Origin of the sequence: Polynucleobacter sp. 31A-FELB, from assembly GCF_018882405.1 — a bacterium.
Lineage (GTDB): Bacteria > Pseudomonadota > Gammaproteobacteria > Burkholderiales > Burkholderiaceae > Polynucleobacter.
Genome location: NZ_JACVOO010000008.1, coordinates 17154 through 31268, shown reverse-complemented (window position 1 = coordinate 31268; position 14115 = coordinate 17154). Strand labels below are relative to the sequence as shown.

The window sequence follows — 14115 nt, the reverse complement described above, 5'->3', positions numbered from 1 at the left end:
AATGACCTGTAAGCTTAGTCCCAGCGCTCCTCGACTCATCCTCTTTGCCGGCCATGCAGGCACAGGCAAAACTACTTTGGCTAAAAAGGCGCTCCCCCTCATTGTTGAAAAGACTGGGGAAGACTTTTTCTTTTTGGATAAAGATACGGTTTATGGGGCCTATAGCGCCCACGTCATGGAGCTCACCACTAATAATCCTAATGATCGCGATAGCCCCTTCTATCTCCAAAACCTGAGAGATTGGGAATATGCAGGGTTGATCGCCATCGCCAAAGAAAATCTACAACTGGGAGTCAATGTGATCCTAGTGGGTCCGTTTTCCAGTGAAATCCAAAGCGGTCGAATGTTTAATGCTGAAGAGCTAGGAGTTCCTAGCGTATCAAGCATCAAAATCGCCTGGATCGATCTAGATGAGAATGAAGCCAAGCGCCGCATGGAGAAGCGCGCAGACCCTAGAGATGAGTACAAACTCAAACACTGGGATCAATACATCCAACGCAGAGTTGATCCACCAGAACATATCGCAATCCAGCGTTTTGATAACCAAAAATTTAATGAATCTAAGTTTGAGAAATTAATTGATCACTTAATCAATTAATTAATAGCAAAGGCCCTGCATGCAGAGCCTTTGCTTTAGGCGCCTAAGTACCTGAACTAAGAAGTGAACTTAGAACTTGTATGTCACACCAACAGCTGGCATCCATGGGTTTAATGTCAACTTGCCGATATTGGTACCGCCATCCACAGTTTTTACATTGGTACTCATGGTTGCGTACTTCAAGTCAACGTTTAAACCCCAGTTTTTATCAAACATATAGTCCATACCAATTTGACCAACCGCACCAAAACTAGAGTTATCTACTGTTAAAGTGCCATTGGCAATATTATTTCGACTGCTGAAAATGGTGTAGTTCACACCAGCACCAATGTAAGGCTTGAAAGCGCCAAGATCTGTAAAGTGGTACTGAAGCAATAGTGATGGTGGCAGAGCCTTAATTGTTCCAATTTTCTCGCCATTGGCATCAATTTGAATGTTTTGCGGATAAGTTAAAACCAATTCAGCAGCAATATTTTTGGTGAAGAAATAAGAAATATCAAATTCTGGAATAACTTGATTTTTAGCCTTTACATTGGCTGTCGACAACACATCTGTTTGACCGTTCTGGAACAATAAATCTACCGCACGAACACGAACCATCCATGGGTTCTCGCTTGAAGATTGTGCTTGAGCGGCGATTGGCGCCAATGAAGCTACTGCTGCCATAGCGGCTAATAGAGTTTTAATGCGCATGATGTACCCCTTTTCTGTTATCAATTTGATGAATCTATTTTCAAATTGAAGATGGGGTAGCTATTTGATACAAATCAAATGCAGGGGCAGCTGAAATTTTTTATTGGTTTTAAAGCAACACTGTTTTGATGAATTTTTGATCTATATCAAATCGATCAATTTTTGATGCTTATTTGATCAAAGAACCTTGGAGTAAGCGCCCTTAGCCTGAGACTCCCTCAGATGGCGATCAAAAGTCATGGCCACTCGTCTAGCCAAGAGCCTACCCTTGATGGGTACGATCATCTTGGCACCTTGCCACTCTAGAAGACCGGCCTCCTCTAGATGCTTTAGCTCCTCAATCTCTGTTTTGAAGTAGCTTAGAAATTCAATTTGATGGGATTTGGCAAAAAGCTCAGTATCCAGAGCAAATTGGCACATCAACTCGCCAATAAGTTCACGGCGTAGTAAGTCATCCTTGTCTAACTGAAGACCTCGGAGGGTGGGCAAATGGCCATCATCAATAGCTGCGTAGTACTCATCTAGAGTTCGTACATTTTGCGAGTAGCTATCGTCAACTTTACCAATTGATGAAATTCCAAAAGCCAAGAGATCGCACTCAGCTTGCGTTGAATAACCTTGGAAATTTCGATGAAGCTTGCCTTCTTTTTGCGCAATCGCTAATTCGTCATCCGGTTTTGCGAAGTGATCCATGCCAATAAATACATAACCTGCTTCACTAAGTCTTGCTATCGTATTCGACAGAATATCTAGCTTATCGGCAGGGCCAGGCAAATCTGCTTCCGCAATTCTGCGCTGTGGTTTGAAGATGTGCGGCAGATGGGCATAGTTGTAAACCGAGAGGCGGTCAGGGTTCATTTTCAGAACAGCATCGACGGTTTCTTTAAAAGTCTTAGGCGTTTGCTTTGGTAAGCCATAGATTAAATCAACGCTTCTGGATTTAAATCCATACTTCCTAGACCAATCCATTACTGCTTGAGTTTCTTCTATGGTCTGCACGCGATGCACTGCTTGCTGCACCTCAAGATTGAAGTCTTGTACTCCAAGACTGATACGGTTAAAGTCCAACTCCGCTAGCAAGACAATATCAGCCTCAGTCACCCGTCGTGGATCAATCTCAATCGAATACTCTCCGTCAGGAAGTAGATCAAAATGCTCACGCGTATGGTGCATCAACTCAATCATCTCTTCGTGAGATAAAAATGTAGGTGTGCCACCACCCCAATGCAGCTGGGTCACCGGTATTTTTTTCTGAGCACCCATAGCAGCACAAACCATCCCCATCTCTTTAGCTAAATACTTGATGTACTTGGCGCTTCGACCATGGTCTTTAGTGATGATTTTGTTACAACCACAGTAGTAACAAATATTGGGGCAGAAAGGTAAATGGAAATACAGAGATAGCGGTTCATTGACTTTAGCTACCCGCTGTAAAGCCCCCAAATAATCGGACTCACAAAACTCATTATGAAAGCGATCGGCGCTAGGGTAGGAGGTATAGCGTGGCCCATTGATGTCGAACTTCTGTAATAGCTCTGGATGAAAAAGGACTTCTTTTTCAGTTTGGGTAGATACAGGCACTACAGAGCTCATCAGAAATTAGCTTATGGATTATTGGGATAGATAGTCGAGCGCGACTGCTTCTGCTACTTTAATCCCATCAACCCCAGCCGACAAGATTCCACCGGCATAACCAGCGCCCTCACCTGCGGGATAAAGACCTTTGACATTCAGACTCTGAAAGTTAGCGCCTCGAGTAATCCGCAAAGGAGAAGACGTGCGGGTCTCAATACCAGTCAATACTGCATCCTTCATTGAAAAGCCTTTGATCTGCTTCTCAAAAGCAGGGATCGCCTCTCGAATCGCCTCAATTGCATATGCAGGCAAAGCATCAGCGAGGTCTGTTAGATGAACGCCGGGCTTATAGGATGGCATGACAGAGCCAAAGTCTGTAGAAGCCTTGCCAGCTAAGAAGTCCCCTACTAATTGACCTGGAGCTTCGTAGGTGGATCCGCCTAACTCATAGGCTTTAGACTCTAAAGCCCTTTGGAACTCAATACCTGCTAGCGGACCACCAGGATAGTCTTCAGGAGTAATGCCAACAACGATGCCGGCATTAGCATTACGCTCGTTACGAGAATATTGACTCATCCCGTTCGTCACGACACGATTGGGCTCAGAGGTAGCGGCAACAACCGTTCCGCCTGGGCACATACAAAAGCTATAGACTGCGCGGCCATTCTTGGCATGGTGCACTAACTTGTAGTCCGCCGCACCGATGAGCTCGTTGCCAGCGTGTGGACCTAAGCGTGCCTTATCAATCAAAGACTGAGGGTGTTCGATTCGGAAGCCTACTGAAAACGGTTTTGCCTCCATATAAACACCGGCCGCGTGAAGGGTCTCAAAGGTATCCCGAGCGCTATGACCTAAAGCAAGCACCACATGAGTAGCAGGCAAATCAGGATGGCCTTCAATTTTGACGCCCGTAATCCGATCATTTCGGATATCAAAGCCAACTACTTTTTGCGAGAAACGAATCTCTCCACCAAGCTCAATAATTTCTTGGCGCATTCTTTCAACAACGCCTACGAGTCGAAAGGTTCCGATATGTGGCTTGGCCACGTAACGAATTTCTTCGGGGGCACCCGCTTTTATGAATTCAGTAATGACTTTGCGACCGTAGAACTTCGGATCTTTAATTTGACTCCAGAGCTTGCCATCAGAAAACGTGCCTGCACCCCCCTCACCAAACTGCACATTGGATTCTGGGTTAAGGATATTTTTACGCCATAAACCCCAAGTATCTTGAGTACGCTCTCGCACTGGCTTGCCACGCTCCAATACGATGGGTTTAAAACCCATTTGCGCCAGCACCAAGGCAGCAAAAATTCCACAGGGGCCAAATCCAATAATGACGGGACGCTCAAAGCTTGGGTTTTTCACCTGCGAAGCATTGGCGACGAAGCGGTAGCTCGTATCTGGAGATGGTCTTATGTGAATGTCATTCGCAAACTGCTTAAGCAATTTTTCTTCGTCTTTTACCGATAAATCAACGGTATAGATAAATGCAAGAGCGACATTTTTTCTAGCATCGTAGCTGCGCTTAAAAACGTCAACTCGAATCAGGTCTTTAGCCTGAATATTCAAGCGCTTCAAGATTGCCTCTTCCAATGCCTCAGGGGCATGGCTAATAGGCAGACGAAGTTCGGTAATACGGATCATGGGACTCTACGATACACAGTAAATCAGGCTAATTTTCTAAATAATACTGGGAGATCTGGCTTACCCCCTTTTAAAGGCGATAATGCGCCATGGCTCTACGCGCAACTATCCACAAAGCCGACCTACACGTCGCAGACTCTGACCGCCACTATTACGGCAGTCACTCCCTCACTATTGCTAAGCACCCCTCTGAAACTGAAGAGCGGATGATGATACGTATCATCGCCTTTGCCCTCCAAGCCCAGGAAGATTTAGCTTTTACTAAAGGCTTGAGCGATACCGATGAGCCTGACCTTTGGATCAAAGACCTTACTGATGCCATCAAGCTTTGGATAGAAGTCGGCCAGCCCGATGAACGACGTATCTTGAAGGCCTGCGGACGATCCGATCAAGTCATCGTCTATTGCTATGGTGGGCACACTAGCAAAATCTGGTGGGATGGTATTGCAAACAAGCTGACTCGCGCTCGCAATCTTCAGGTAATTTCCATTTCAGCAGAACAGGCCAAAGAACTCAACAAGCTAGTCGAGCGCAGCATGGTTTTACATGTCAATGTTCAAGATGGGGAGGTCTATGTTTCTTCGGATATGGGTCAAGTCACCATCACCCCAGAAATCTGGCGCAATCAACAGCAATGAAGCCGGTAGTTTTAGACACCAATATCTTGCTAGATATTTTTGTCTTTAATGACGAGCGAGCTATCAATCTGAAACAAGCAATTGTGGATGGAACCATTCAGGCACTTGCTAGTCAAAAGACTTTAGTCGAGTTTGCTGATGTCATCTCCCGCCCGCTCTTTAAGCTCGATGAAACAACCCAAGCCGCAATTTTGGATCAATGGCAATCCCTAGCACAGCACCATGACGACTCAAACCTAGCGACCGCGCCTTGGAAATGCCAAGACCCCGATGATCAAATCTTCTTAGATCTAGCCTATCAATTCAGGCCAGCGATACTCATCAGCAAAGATAATGCCCTGCTCCACATCGCCAGTCGAGCCGCTCAAGAAGAGATTCTAATTACCAACGACTACAACGCCTTTAGGCTTTAGAGCTAAAGCGCAATCCCTTAGCCGCTTCAGCAGCGATCTCAAATGACCTCAAGCGTGCTTGATGATCATAAATTTGGCCTGTGATAATAATTTCGTTGGCGCCAGTTTGATCGAGCCAATACTGCATCTCTTTTCTCACTGTTTCCATAGACCCAACAGCTGAGCATCGGAGAGCATGAGCGGCGGTAGTCTTTTCGTGTGGCTCACAGAAGTCATCCAAATTTGCAATTGGTGGTGGTAATTGCCCGCGAGTATTCCGACGCATACGAATGACATTCTGTTGCAAAGTCGTGAAAAGATGAGCGGCCTCTTCATCAGTATCGGCGGCTACTACATTCATCAGAAATGCAGAATAAGGCTTACTTAACTTATCGGATGGCTTGAATAATTCACGATAAGTAGACATTGCATCGAGCAACTGTTCTGGTGCAAAGTGTGAGGCAAACGCATAAGGCAAGCCAAAGTGAGCTGCTAATTGAGCGCCATACAAACTCGACCCCAAGATCCAAATCGGCACTTCTGTATCAGCCCCTGGAATAGCCTTTACTGTTTGCCCCTCCTGGATGGGGCCAAAGTAATGCTGCAGCTCTCGCACATCCTGCGGAAAGCGGTCATCACTTCCCAATAAATCTCGCCGCAAGGCTCTAGCAGTCATTTGATCCGTTCCTGGCGCACGCCCTAAGCCCAACTCAATCCTGCCAGGGTAAATAGATGCCAAAGTACCAAATTGCTCTGCGATGACTAGTGGGGCATGGTTTGGCAACATCACACCGCCAGACCCAACCCGAATGGTTTTGGTGCCTCCAGCTATATAGCCCACTAAGACTGCGGTAGCAGAGCTGGCGTTACCCGTCATATTGTGATGTTCTGCCACCCAATAGCGGGTATAGCCTAAAGCCTCCGCATGCTGAGCAACATCCAATGAGTTACGCAAGGCATCCCCAGCGGTAAATCCCTGTGGGATTGGAGATATATCTAGAATGGAGTACGGGACAGAATTTGTCATATGTAGATCATACTGAGAAAGCACTTTTTTGACATGAGCAAACCAAAAATGGCAGATGCCGATGACGGCCTATTTAAGCCGGGAAGCAAGCTAAGGCACATTAAGACGGGTGGCTTTTATAAGGTTGTGCTGCTCGCCAATGTTGAGGCCAACCTAGAGCCTGCCTACGTATATGAATCACTTCAGTCACATGACTTTTGGATCAGACCAAAAGCAGAAATGGAAGACGGTCGATTTGAATTGGTTGATGCCTAAGATAAAGACAGAGGAACTGAAATGACGGAAGATCGCATCACCAACCTTGAAATCAAGCTCAGTTTTACTGAAGATCTGATTGATCAACTGAATCAAACTATCTACAAGCAACAGCAGCAGATTGAATTTCTATATCGCGAGCTTAAATCCATTAAGGAGCAAGCCAGCAGTAGTGATGGCGCAGGCAATAGTAGTCCAAAAGATGAAATTCCTCCCCACTATTAAAGCCCTGATAACATTTAGCGTAAATATTGCAGCTTTTTAAAAAAGGACATTTGTCATGGGTAACTTAGTACCGTTTTTAGTTCAATGGGGTTTAACTTCCTTATCCCTCTGGGTCGCCAGCTATCTTTTTAGCGGTTTACGCTTTGCGGATGGTGGCTCCCTATTAATTGCCGCCCTACTGCTTGGTTTTGCCAATGCTGTAGTGAAGCCTTTATTGATTCTCTTTACGCTGCCACTAACCGTTCTTACGATGGGATTATTTCTGTTGGTAGTGAATGCCTTGGTGCTAATGCTAGTCTCGGCAGTTGTGAGTGGCTTTACGATCTCGAGCTTCTGGACCGCTTTCTTTGCCAGCATCTTTATTTCTCTATTCAGCCTCTTTATCAGCGGTATTCTGTTCTAAGAATTAATTTGCTCCCGGGTAAATCTCTGCCCATGGGCGGAGAGCATCCTTGCAGGGGCTTCTTTTTGAAGCCAAAGATCTGGCATTTTCAGCCAAAATAGTCGCACCCCCTGTTAGTATCCCCAGTCCAATAGATACCGCACTACTCACAACCCCGGCCTGATTTAGGGCTGCTTGTGGGTTACTCAGGGTTCCACCCACTTTGACTAAGCCAGCTAAATCTAAGCCGGTAGTGAGTCCTGATTTTTCTTGGGGATCAATGGTGAGATTGACAGCCTCAGTCTTCAGATTAATTGAGCCAGCCATCACCACATTTAAGCGATCGGTTTCCACACCAACCGTATTAGCAATATTGATCTGCCCATTATTAATAGGCAGATAGGCGACAGAGCACTCTAATACCGTATTGTTCGATTGCTTACGCAGGGGGTTCATGGAATCAAGAACTGTCACAACAAAATCACCAGCGTCGTTCAAGAAATTAGACCCCATGGTTGCCTGGTCGATACTCAGCTGAATTTTTCCACTGGAATTTCCAGCTAACTGATGAAGAGTTTTTCCAACCGACTGGAGATCGAAGGCCAACTTCATTTTTCCACCACTCACCTTCGAGCTGGGATCGAGACTAGCCATCAACTGTTCGAGTGTGAAATTCTGAGTTACGCCCTTTAGAGCAAGGCTGGGGGCTGCGCCGGCAAATTGGGAAACTCTCCCTTGAAGATTCGCTTGCCCACTACCCAATTGAAATGAAGCCCGAGATAACTCAATTACTTCACCCTTTAATTGAATGTTTGCAGCTATGTTCTGTAAAGGTTTACGCCCAGGCAAGGACAGCTCTCCGATATTGACGGAGATCGCTCCCTCTGCTAGCGGCAAGGAATCAAAAGGTAAGTTTTCATCAGTAAATAAGTATCTTGAGTTTGAACTTGGGCGACGTGAGACGTCTTGCCCCAAGCCTGAAGAGCCAGATGCAGTAGCAACGAAGTTGGGCCACTCGAATGTCTTTGCACTTAAAGCCAAGTTCATTACAGTCATCGATCGAGCGTTTTTAGAAACATCGCCATTAATTTGAAGCAACTTTCCATTTAAACCTAAAACTAGATCGACCGGGATCTTACTTGCTGAATCGCCCCAATCTTTATACGCTTTAGACAGCGAGCCTATTTTCCCGGTCAAGCTGACATCTACCGAGTTGTATTTCATATTCAACATGATGGAAGTTTTATCGCCGCCATTCAGCAAAGAGAGGCGCTGCACTTGGTAGATTGATTTCACCCCTCTAGCATCTTCGTAGTGAATATTGGCGTTTTGTATAGCCACATTCTCAAGGCTAATTAAGCTATCGCTACTAGCATCATCTTGTGCAGACGTGGCAATCGCTGAGGATGAGGAATCTGAAGGGGTGGCTATATCCCAATTTTTCTTGCCGCTAAAATTTGTTCTTAAGTGGAGACCTAAGCCGCTCAAGCTAATGCTATCAACCTGAATCTGTTTTTTAAGAAGAGGCAAAGTTTTAATATCAAACTCAATGCGTTGAAGAGTCAATATGTCAGGTTCCGTTGCCCAGGAAGCATTGCTCAGACTCACCTGCTCAGCGGAAACAGTAATCGATGGAAAGAAACTTAGTGTTACCGGCCCTGAAATTTTGAGATCCCTTCCTGTGGCACTTTTCACAGAAGTCGCTAGCAATTTGACCAGTTGAGCAGGGTCTATCGCCGTGGAGGCATACCAAACCCCCGCTACTGCTAGCAACAATAGGCTTACAACAGAAATTAGAACAATCTTAATTTTTTTATTCATCGTCAGTCGATTCTAACTTTATGCCTGCTGCCGTGCACTAAAATCGAGGCTTAAATTACTTCTATCAGTTAAGCCTCATGAATACTTCAGCCAATCTACCAAAATGCCCAGCCTGCCAAGAGGATATGACCTACCCTGACGGTGAAAATTTTGTTTGCGCTCAATGTGGCCATGAGTGGCCAATGGCAGCCAGCGCAGAAGAAGATGAAGGTGCTCTAATTGTGAAGGATGCCAACGGTAACTTGCTGGCTGATGGCGATACGGTCACCCTCATTAAGGACCTGAAGGTTAAAGGGTCATCCACAACACTCAAGGTTGGAACAAAGATTAAGGGAATTCGCCTGGTTTCTGGCGATCATGAGGTGGACTGCAAAACCGAAGCCGGCAATATGTTGCTCAAAGCCTGCTTTTTGAAGAAAGCCTAACCTTCAATTAACGACCATCAGACCCATATATGGGCTCCGATGGTCTGCCACTATTAAGTAGCGCTGGCTTTTTTCAAGACTGCGTACAGCTGGTCTTTCAATAAGAGTTTTTCTTTTTTCAAAACCTCAATCTCCTCAGGAGTGCCGGGCTCAGCATGGGCCTCCATTCGCTGAATCTTTTGGTCTAGATTGTTGTGCTTATCAAACAAATGTGAAAAGTGACGATCTGATGTTTTCAGCTTAGTAATTAACTCACGATATTCAGGGAACATAGATTCTCTTTAGGTTAAGGTTATTCATAACTGCACCGCTCCAGTGTAGCAAGTTAGCGCTCAAATTCAAGCTCCCCGCCTTTCTCCAATATAGCCAAAAAACAATTGGATCTTGACCCTTGATATTGCAAGGTAAATCCCCATATAGGTATCAGCAAAAGTAGATAGAACTGAAGTAATATCAACTTGTGCGCTAAGCACATTAACTACCAATAGGAAGGGTAATAGACCATGGCTACAAAGAAGTCTCCAGCAAAAAAGAAAGTAGCTACCAAGGTGGTAAAAAAAGCCCCTGCAAAGAAAGCCGTTAAAAAAGTTGCCGCCAAGAAAGTGGTAGCCAAAAAGGCCGTAAAGAAGGTAGTGAAAAAACTAGCAACTAAAAAGCCTGTCGCTAAAAAGGCGACTGCGAAAAAACCAGTAGCGAAGAAGGCAGTTAAAAAGGTAGCGGCAAAAAAGCCGGCAGCCAAAAAACCTGCTCCAAAGAAAGCTGCTAAGAAATCACCTAAGGCAGCTGCACCAAAGAAACTGAAAGTCGATCAGTACGGACTCGAGGAAGATGATGAGTTCTACGGCTTGTACTTTGCCAAATCTACCAATAAGGGTTTAGTTGAAGTTAAACCTTGCACCTTCTCATTGATGTACTGGTGGAAAGGCTTGCTTGGCTACCCTGACATGATTGAGATCTCTAAAGATAGCAATACAGCAATGTTGCAATTTGAGTCTACCTTTGGTGGTGGCGATTCTGGTGAAACTGAGTTGACGGAAAAAGATGTGTTCGATGTAGACCACATTATTGAAGTCGATGAGCAAGAGCAGTTGGTATCCCTCTATTCTTACGTTCCAATTCCCGTACCAGAAAAACTCATTGGCGCATTAGGTCTCTCTATTCTGAATATCAACCCAGAAACTCGCTATGGCAGCTTAGAAATCTGCTCTACAGATAATGAAGAAGGTGAGAATGAACACTTCCTTCGCTATCGCGCTGCAACTTATTTGCGTGGCGTGAAGTCCGGCAAGGTTGAGGCTATTGAGAGTATGGTTACCAATGGCTCAGAGTTCTTTGGACTGGCTTTAGATGCAATGTGTGTAAATAAATCTATTAAGAAATGGCTTCTTAGCTAAGCGTTTGTAACTTAATAGGTATTGCACACAAAAATGTAGGTCATAGGAAAGCGGTCGTTCACTGTTTTACGAGTTTCAACAATAGTGGCGCTTCGCTTTCCTAGTTTTTTACATTCCTCCGCTGCAGCCGCCTGAGCTTCAGTATCTTTAGCAGATTTTGGGGCATGCACCCCCACCGTTCCATCAGACTGTCGATAGACCCCAAACTCACTTGTCGGGGTTGAACAAGCCAACAAGGTCATTGAAATGGCAAACACCAAAACACTCGAGATGATTTTCATATAGCAATCCAGGTCTTTTTGAAGAATAGGATCATTCTAGCGATCTTTGAAGTCTAGCAAACGGATCTTACTTGTACCCTACTCGATCGAGCAAGCGTTGTGCAGCAATTTGATTCTTACCAATCGCCGCAATTGAAATGTTTTCAGCCTTGAATGGGCCCAACATTTTGAGTCCTTCATTTTCAATCTTGACTGACTTCACTACAGGCCACTCGTTATTACCATTGGCAAAATATTCTTGTGCCGAATCGCTAGCGAGGTACTCAAGAAAGTGAATAGCAGCTTGTGAATGCGGTGCATTCTTGGCCACACCACCACCTGCAATGTTGATGTGCGTGCCAGTTGTTTGCTGATTAGGCCAAACAAACCCAATCTTGGAAACGATAGCCTGATCTTCCGGCTTAGTAGAGCGTAAGAGTCTCAGTAGGTAGTAAGAGTTTGTTAATGCCACTCCGCATTCGCCTGAAGCAACCGCCTTGATCTGATCGGTATCACCGCCTCTTGGAGGGCGAGCCATATTTGCCACCATACCTTTCGCCCACTCTTCAGTAGCGGCTTCACCGCGACGCTCAATCATGGCACCAATCAAGGACAGCATGTATGGATGAGCGCCTGAGCGTGTACATACCTTACCCTTGTTCATGGGCTCAGCTAATTTCTCATAAGTGTCGACGTCTTGTGGATTTACTTTTGCCTTGTTGTAGACCACGAGACGAGCTCTAGTTGAAAAACCAAACCAAGTTGATCCCTCTGGATCAGACTTAGAGCGTAGGTTCGCTGGAATGCGACTCTCTAAATACTTTGAGTGAATGGGCTTAAAAAAACCATCAATTTGCGCGCGCCACAATCGTGCTGCATCAACCATTAAAATCACATCTGCCGGACTATTGGCACCTTCACTTTTCAGCCTCTCGGCCAGCGCGTTGTCATCGGCTTCAATACGATTAATCTTGATGCCCGTCTTCTTAGTGAAATCGCTATAGAGTGCCTCATCTGTTTGGTAGTGACGAGCAGAATAGAGATTCAACTCTTTGGCTTCTTGAGCATGTAAGGGCAATGCCATAAAGCCGCACAGCATCAATGAAGTTGCGACTAGAAGCTTGTGTATTACTTGAGTTGCCATTGCTGTATTGACGATCAGAATTAGAGTGAAACTAATTTATCACAAATACGAATGATTATCAATTAAGATTTAGAGATCACCCTAGAAAGCAGCAGAACTGGGAAAAGTCCAACTAAAACAATGGTTAGGGATGGTAGGGCAAGCTCGGCTAGGCGCTCATCCGCAGCCAGCTGATAAGTAGCAACAGCCAAAGTATCGAAGTTAAATGGGCGCAATAGAAGTGTTGCTGGTAACTCCTTCATCACATCCACAAAGACAAAGAGGCCTGCAGTCAGCAGACTTCGCTTAAGCAAGGGGACGTGCACTCGCTTCAGAATCTGTGCCTTAGATAGGCCAAGCAACGCTGCTGATGCATCCATAGAGGGCGTGATGCGCGCAAGTCCGGCCTCAACACTTTGCAAACTAGAGGAAAGAAAACGTACCAAGTAAGCGTAGATCAGCACCAACATGCTGGCAGACATCCACCAGGCAAGCTGAAAGATCTCTAGGAAAGAGAGAATACCGATGGCCAATACCGCACCAGGCAGGGCATATCCAAAGCCTAATAATCGATTAACCCAAGCTAAGCGCGCATTCATTCGCACTGAGTAAGCAAAGAATATGGCGAGCGCAACTGATATTAATGCCGTCAGAATCGAAACAGATAAAGAATTACTCAACCAATCAAGATAACGAATGTCGATCGTGAGACCTTGTTTGAAAAGCAATTGCAGGAGCGCAAATGCTGGCAGCAAAAATCCACAAAGCAGCGTGGCGCCACAAAATGCAAAAGCAAAAAAGGCATTCTTTCCCAGTAGAGTCTTAGCTAATGGCCTCCCCCGTGCTGAAGAGGCATAACGCAATTTTGAGCGACTGCTTTGCTCAATAAAAAAGATGAGTAAAACAAAACTCAAAAGACCAAGAGCAAGTTGCACTGCAGCCACGCGATCGCCAAAAGAAAGCCAGGCCTTAAAGATGCCCGTCGCAAAAGTCTGCACACCAAAATAAGACACAGCCCCAAAATCCGCTAAGACTTCCATGAGGGCTAAAGCCATGCCTGCAAAAATTGCTGGCCTAGCCATCGGCAATACCAACTTCATAAATCCTTGAAGCGGGCTGTATCCCAGGGTTTCTGAAACCTCAATCAATCGACCACTGCGCTCTAAGAATGCAGTGCGCGTAATCAGATAGACATAAGGAAAGAGGCAAAAAGAGAAAGACCAGATAGCCCCACTCAGAGATCTCGGATCCGGAAAGAACCAGAGTGAATCCATTCCCAGTAAGGCACGAAGGGTGCTCTGTATGGGCCCTGAAAATTGCAAGAGATCTACAAACAGGTAGGCCATGACATAAGTCGGAACAGCTAAAGGCAGAATAAGGGCCCACTCAAATATTTTCTTGCCGGGGAAATCGTAGCTGGCGATGATCCAAGCATTACCCACCCCGAGAATAAATACCCCTACTCCAACACCAAGAATAAGCACCAGGGTTGAGGCAATGTATCCGCCGAGCACAAAGTTCCAGAGATGGCTGAGCGTACCGGTGGCTAATTGATCGCTTCCGGAGAATAGGAAAGGTGCCGCCAAGCCAAATAGGGGCAAAAATAACAGCAGGGCAAGTGGCACGACAATACGATTCATGAAATCGGCAATCCGTTTAG

17 protein-coding genes are annotated in these 14115 nt (G+C 45.5%); 8 read left to right on the top strand and 9 right to left on the bottom strand.

The genetic code is table 11. The features are described 5' to 3' along the window. Position 1 precedes the first annotated feature (1 nt). On the top strand, positions 2–598 hold the full coding sequence (locus tag ICN30_RS06560) for an ATP-binding protein (RefSeq protein ID WP_216274227.1): 597 nt from the start codon (positions 2–4) through the stop codon (positions 596–598). Positions 599–667: 69 nt separating this feature from the next. On the opposite strand, the gene ICN30_RS06555 is transcribed toward ICN30_RS06560, so the two are convergent. The 3 genes from ICN30_RS06555 to ICN30_RS06545 form a co-directional block, all read right to left on the bottom strand. After that, positions 668–1291: an OmpW family protein gene (locus ICN30_RS06555; RefSeq protein ID WP_216274226.1), complete on the bottom strand. Its 624-nt coding sequence runs from the start codon at positions 1289–1291 to the stop codon at positions 668–670. A gap of 177 nt (positions 1292–1468) precedes the next feature. Then, entirely contained in the window at positions 1469–2884 is a 1416-nt protein-coding gene (gene hemN / locus ICN30_RS06550) for an oxygen-independent coproporphyrinogen III oxidase (protein WP_216274224.1), read from the bottom strand. An 18-nt stretch (positions 2885–2902) separates the two neighbouring features. Further along, a complete protein-coding gene (locus ICN30_RS06545) occupies positions 2903–4513 on the bottom strand; it encodes an NAD(P)/FAD-dependent oxidoreductase (protein WP_216274221.1) in 1611 nt (536 codons plus the stop codon). 89 nt (positions 4514–4602) lie between these two features. Between ICN30_RS06545 and ICN30_RS06540 the strand changes: the two genes are divergently transcribed. Both ICN30_RS06540 and ICN30_RS06535 read left to right on the top strand, forming a co-directional pair. After that, entirely contained in the window at positions 4603–5151 is a 549-nt protein-coding gene (locus ICN30_RS06540; protein ID WP_216274219.1) for a YaeQ family protein, read from the top strand. Further along, positions 5148–5564 carry a putative toxin-antitoxin system toxin component, PIN family gene (locus ICN30_RS06535; RefSeq protein ID WP_216274217.1) on the top strand — a complete coding sequence of 139 codons (417 nt, stop codon included), beginning with the start codon at positions 5148–5150 and terminating at the stop codon, positions 5562–5564. The genes ICN30_RS06540 and ICN30_RS06535 overlap by 4 nt, the downstream gene beginning before the upstream one ends. On the opposite strand, the gene ICN30_RS06530 is transcribed toward ICN30_RS06535, so the two are convergent. Beyond that, the gene (locus ICN30_RS06530; RefSeq protein ID WP_216274215.1) at positions 5554–6570 is read right to left on the bottom strand and encodes an LLM class flavin-dependent oxidoreductase; all 1017 of its coding nucleotides are present in this window, start codon (positions 6568–6570) and stop codon (positions 5554–5556) included. The genes ICN30_RS06535 and ICN30_RS06530 overlap by 11 nt on opposite strands. A gap of 33 nt (positions 6571–6603) precedes the next feature. On the opposite strand from ICN30_RS06530, the gene ICN30_RS06525 reads away from it, so the two are divergent. From ICN30_RS06525 to ICN30_RS06515, 3 genes are read left to right on the top strand one after another with little or no spacing between them, the layout of a single operon-like run. Further along, positions 6604–6825 (top strand): hypothetical protein, encoded by a 222-nt coding sequence (locus tag ICN30_RS06525; RefSeq protein WP_015420744.1) that lies wholly within the window; start codon positions 6604–6606, stop codon positions 6823–6825. A 21-nt stretch (positions 6826–6846) separates the two neighbouring features. Then, complete coding sequence (locus ICN30_RS06520) at positions 6847–7050, top strand: SlyX family protein (protein WP_216274213.1); 204 nt, start codon at positions 6847–6849, stop codon at positions 7048–7050. A 55-nt stretch (positions 7051–7105) separates the two neighbouring features. Then, entirely contained in the window at positions 7106–7453 is a 348-nt protein-coding gene (locus ICN30_RS06515) for a phage holin family protein (protein WP_216274211.1), read from the top strand. A gap of 3 nt (positions 7454–7456) precedes the next feature. Here ICN30_RS06515 and ICN30_RS06510 read toward each other — a convergent pair whose 3' ends face one another. Continuing rightward, the gene (locus tag ICN30_RS06510; protein ID WP_216274209.1) at positions 7457–9253 is read right to left on the bottom strand and encodes an AsmA family protein; all 1797 of its coding nucleotides are present in this window, start codon (positions 9251–9253) and stop codon (positions 7457–7459) included. Positions 9254–9330: 77 nt separating this feature from the next. On the opposite strand from ICN30_RS06510, the gene ICN30_RS06505 reads away from it, so the two are divergent. Next, positions 9331–9678 (top strand): zinc ribbon domain-containing protein YjdM, encoded by a 348-nt coding sequence (locus ICN30_RS06505; RefSeq protein WP_216274207.1) that lies wholly within the window; start codon positions 9331–9333, stop codon positions 9676–9678. A 53-nt stretch (positions 9679–9731) separates the two neighbouring features. Here ICN30_RS06505 and ICN30_RS06500 read toward each other — a convergent pair whose 3' ends face one another. Further along, positions 9732–9950 carry a YdcH family protein gene (locus ICN30_RS06500; protein WP_216274206.1) on the bottom strand — a complete coding sequence of 73 codons (219 nt, stop codon included), beginning with the start codon at positions 9948–9950 and terminating at the stop codon, positions 9732–9734. Positions 9951–10181: 231 nt separating this feature from the next. Here ICN30_RS06500 and ICN30_RS06495 point away from each other — a divergent pair, with 231 nt between their 5' ends. Further along, positions 10182–11072 carry a hypothetical protein gene (locus ICN30_RS06495; RefSeq protein WP_216274204.1) on the top strand — a complete coding sequence of 297 codons (891 nt, stop codon included), beginning with the start codon at positions 10182–10184 and terminating at the stop codon, positions 11070–11072. Between the two features lie 11 nt (positions 11073–11083). On the opposite strand, the gene ICN30_RS06490 is transcribed toward ICN30_RS06495, so the two are convergent. The 3 genes from ICN30_RS06490 to ICN30_RS06480 form a co-directional block, all read right to left on the bottom strand. Further along, positions 11084–11353, bottom strand: coding sequence for a hypothetical protein (locus ICN30_RS06490; RefSeq protein WP_216274202.1), 270 nt, complete (start codon positions 11351–11353; stop codon positions 11084–11086). 67 nt (positions 11354–11420) lie between these two features. Then, complete coding sequence (locus ICN30_RS06485) at positions 11421–12476, bottom strand: Fe(3+) ABC transporter substrate-binding protein (RefSeq protein ID WP_216274199.1); 1056 nt, start codon at positions 12474–12476, stop codon at positions 11421–11423. A 62-nt stretch (positions 12477–12538) separates the two neighbouring features. Next, on the bottom strand, positions 12539–14095 hold the full coding sequence (locus ICN30_RS06480) for an iron ABC transporter permease (RefSeq protein WP_216274197.1): 1557 nt from the start codon (positions 14093–14095) through the stop codon (positions 12539–12541). Positions 14096–14115: the final 20 nt, after the last annotated feature.

What these genes read in the sequence shown, in the direction of transcription:
- ICN30_RS06560 (WP_216274227.1), top strand. Translation starts at nt 2, where the DNA reads ATGACCTGTAAGCTTAGTCCCAGCGCTCCTCGACTCATCCTCTTTGCC.
- ICN30_RS06555 (WP_216274226.1), bottom strand. Translation starts at nt 1,291, where the DNA reads ATGCGCATTAAAACTCTATTAGCCGCTATGGCAGCAGTAGCTTCATTG.
- hemN (WP_216274224.1), bottom strand. Translation starts at nt 2,884, where the DNA reads ATGAGCTCTGTAGTGCCTGTATCTACCCAAACTGAAAAAGAAGTCCTT.
- ICN30_RS06545 (WP_216274221.1), bottom strand. Translation starts at nt 4,513, where the DNA reads ATGATCCGTATTACCGAACTTCGTCTGCCTATTAGCCATGCCCCTGAG.
- ICN30_RS06540 (WP_216274219.1), top strand. Translation starts at nt 4,603, where the DNA reads ATGGCTCTACGCGCAACTATCCACAAAGCCGACCTACACGTCGCAGAC.
- ICN30_RS06535 (WP_216274217.1), top strand. Translation starts at nt 5,148, where the DNA reads ATGAAGCCGGTAGTTTTAGACACCAATATCTTGCTAGATATTTTTGTC.
- ICN30_RS06530 (WP_216274215.1), bottom strand. Translation starts at nt 6,570, where the DNA reads ATGACAAATTCTGTCCCGTACTCCATTCTAGATATATCTCCAATCCCA.
- ICN30_RS06525 (WP_015420744.1), top strand. Translation starts at nt 6,604, where the DNA reads ATGAGCAAACCAAAAATGGCAGATGCCGATGACGGCCTATTTAAGCCG.
- ICN30_RS06520 (WP_216274213.1), top strand. Translation starts at nt 6,847, where the DNA reads ATGACGGAAGATCGCATCACCAACCTTGAAATCAAGCTCAGTTTTACT.
- ICN30_RS06515 (WP_216274211.1), top strand. Translation starts at nt 7,106, where the DNA reads ATGGGTAACTTAGTACCGTTTTTAGTTCAATGGGGTTTAACTTCCTTA.
- ICN30_RS06510 (WP_216274209.1), bottom strand. Translation starts at nt 9,253, where the DNA reads ATGAATAAAAAAATTAAGATTGTTCTAATTTCTGTTGTAAGCCTATTG.
- ICN30_RS06505 (WP_216274207.1), top strand. Translation starts at nt 9,331, where the DNA reads ATGAATACTTCAGCCAATCTACCAAAATGCCCAGCCTGCCAAGAGGAT.
- ICN30_RS06500 (WP_216274206.1), bottom strand. Translation starts at nt 9,950, where the DNA reads ATGTTCCCTGAATATCGTGAGTTAATTACTAAGCTGAAAACATCAGAT.
- ICN30_RS06495 (WP_216274204.1), top strand. Translation starts at nt 10,182, where the DNA reads ATGGCTACAAAGAAGTCTCCAGCAAAAAAGAAAGTAGCTACCAAGGTG.
- ICN30_RS06490 (WP_216274202.1), bottom strand. Translation starts at nt 11,353, where the DNA reads ATGAAAATCATCTCGAGTGTTTTGGTGTTTGCCATTTCAATGACCTTG.
- ICN30_RS06485 (WP_216274199.1), bottom strand. Translation starts at nt 12,476, where the DNA reads ATGGCAACTCAAGTAATACACAAGCTTCTAGTCGCAACTTCATTGATG.
- ICN30_RS06480 (WP_216274197.1), bottom strand. Translation starts at nt 14,095, where the DNA reads ATGAATCGTATTGTCGTGCCACTTGCCCTGCTGTTATTTTTGCCCCTA.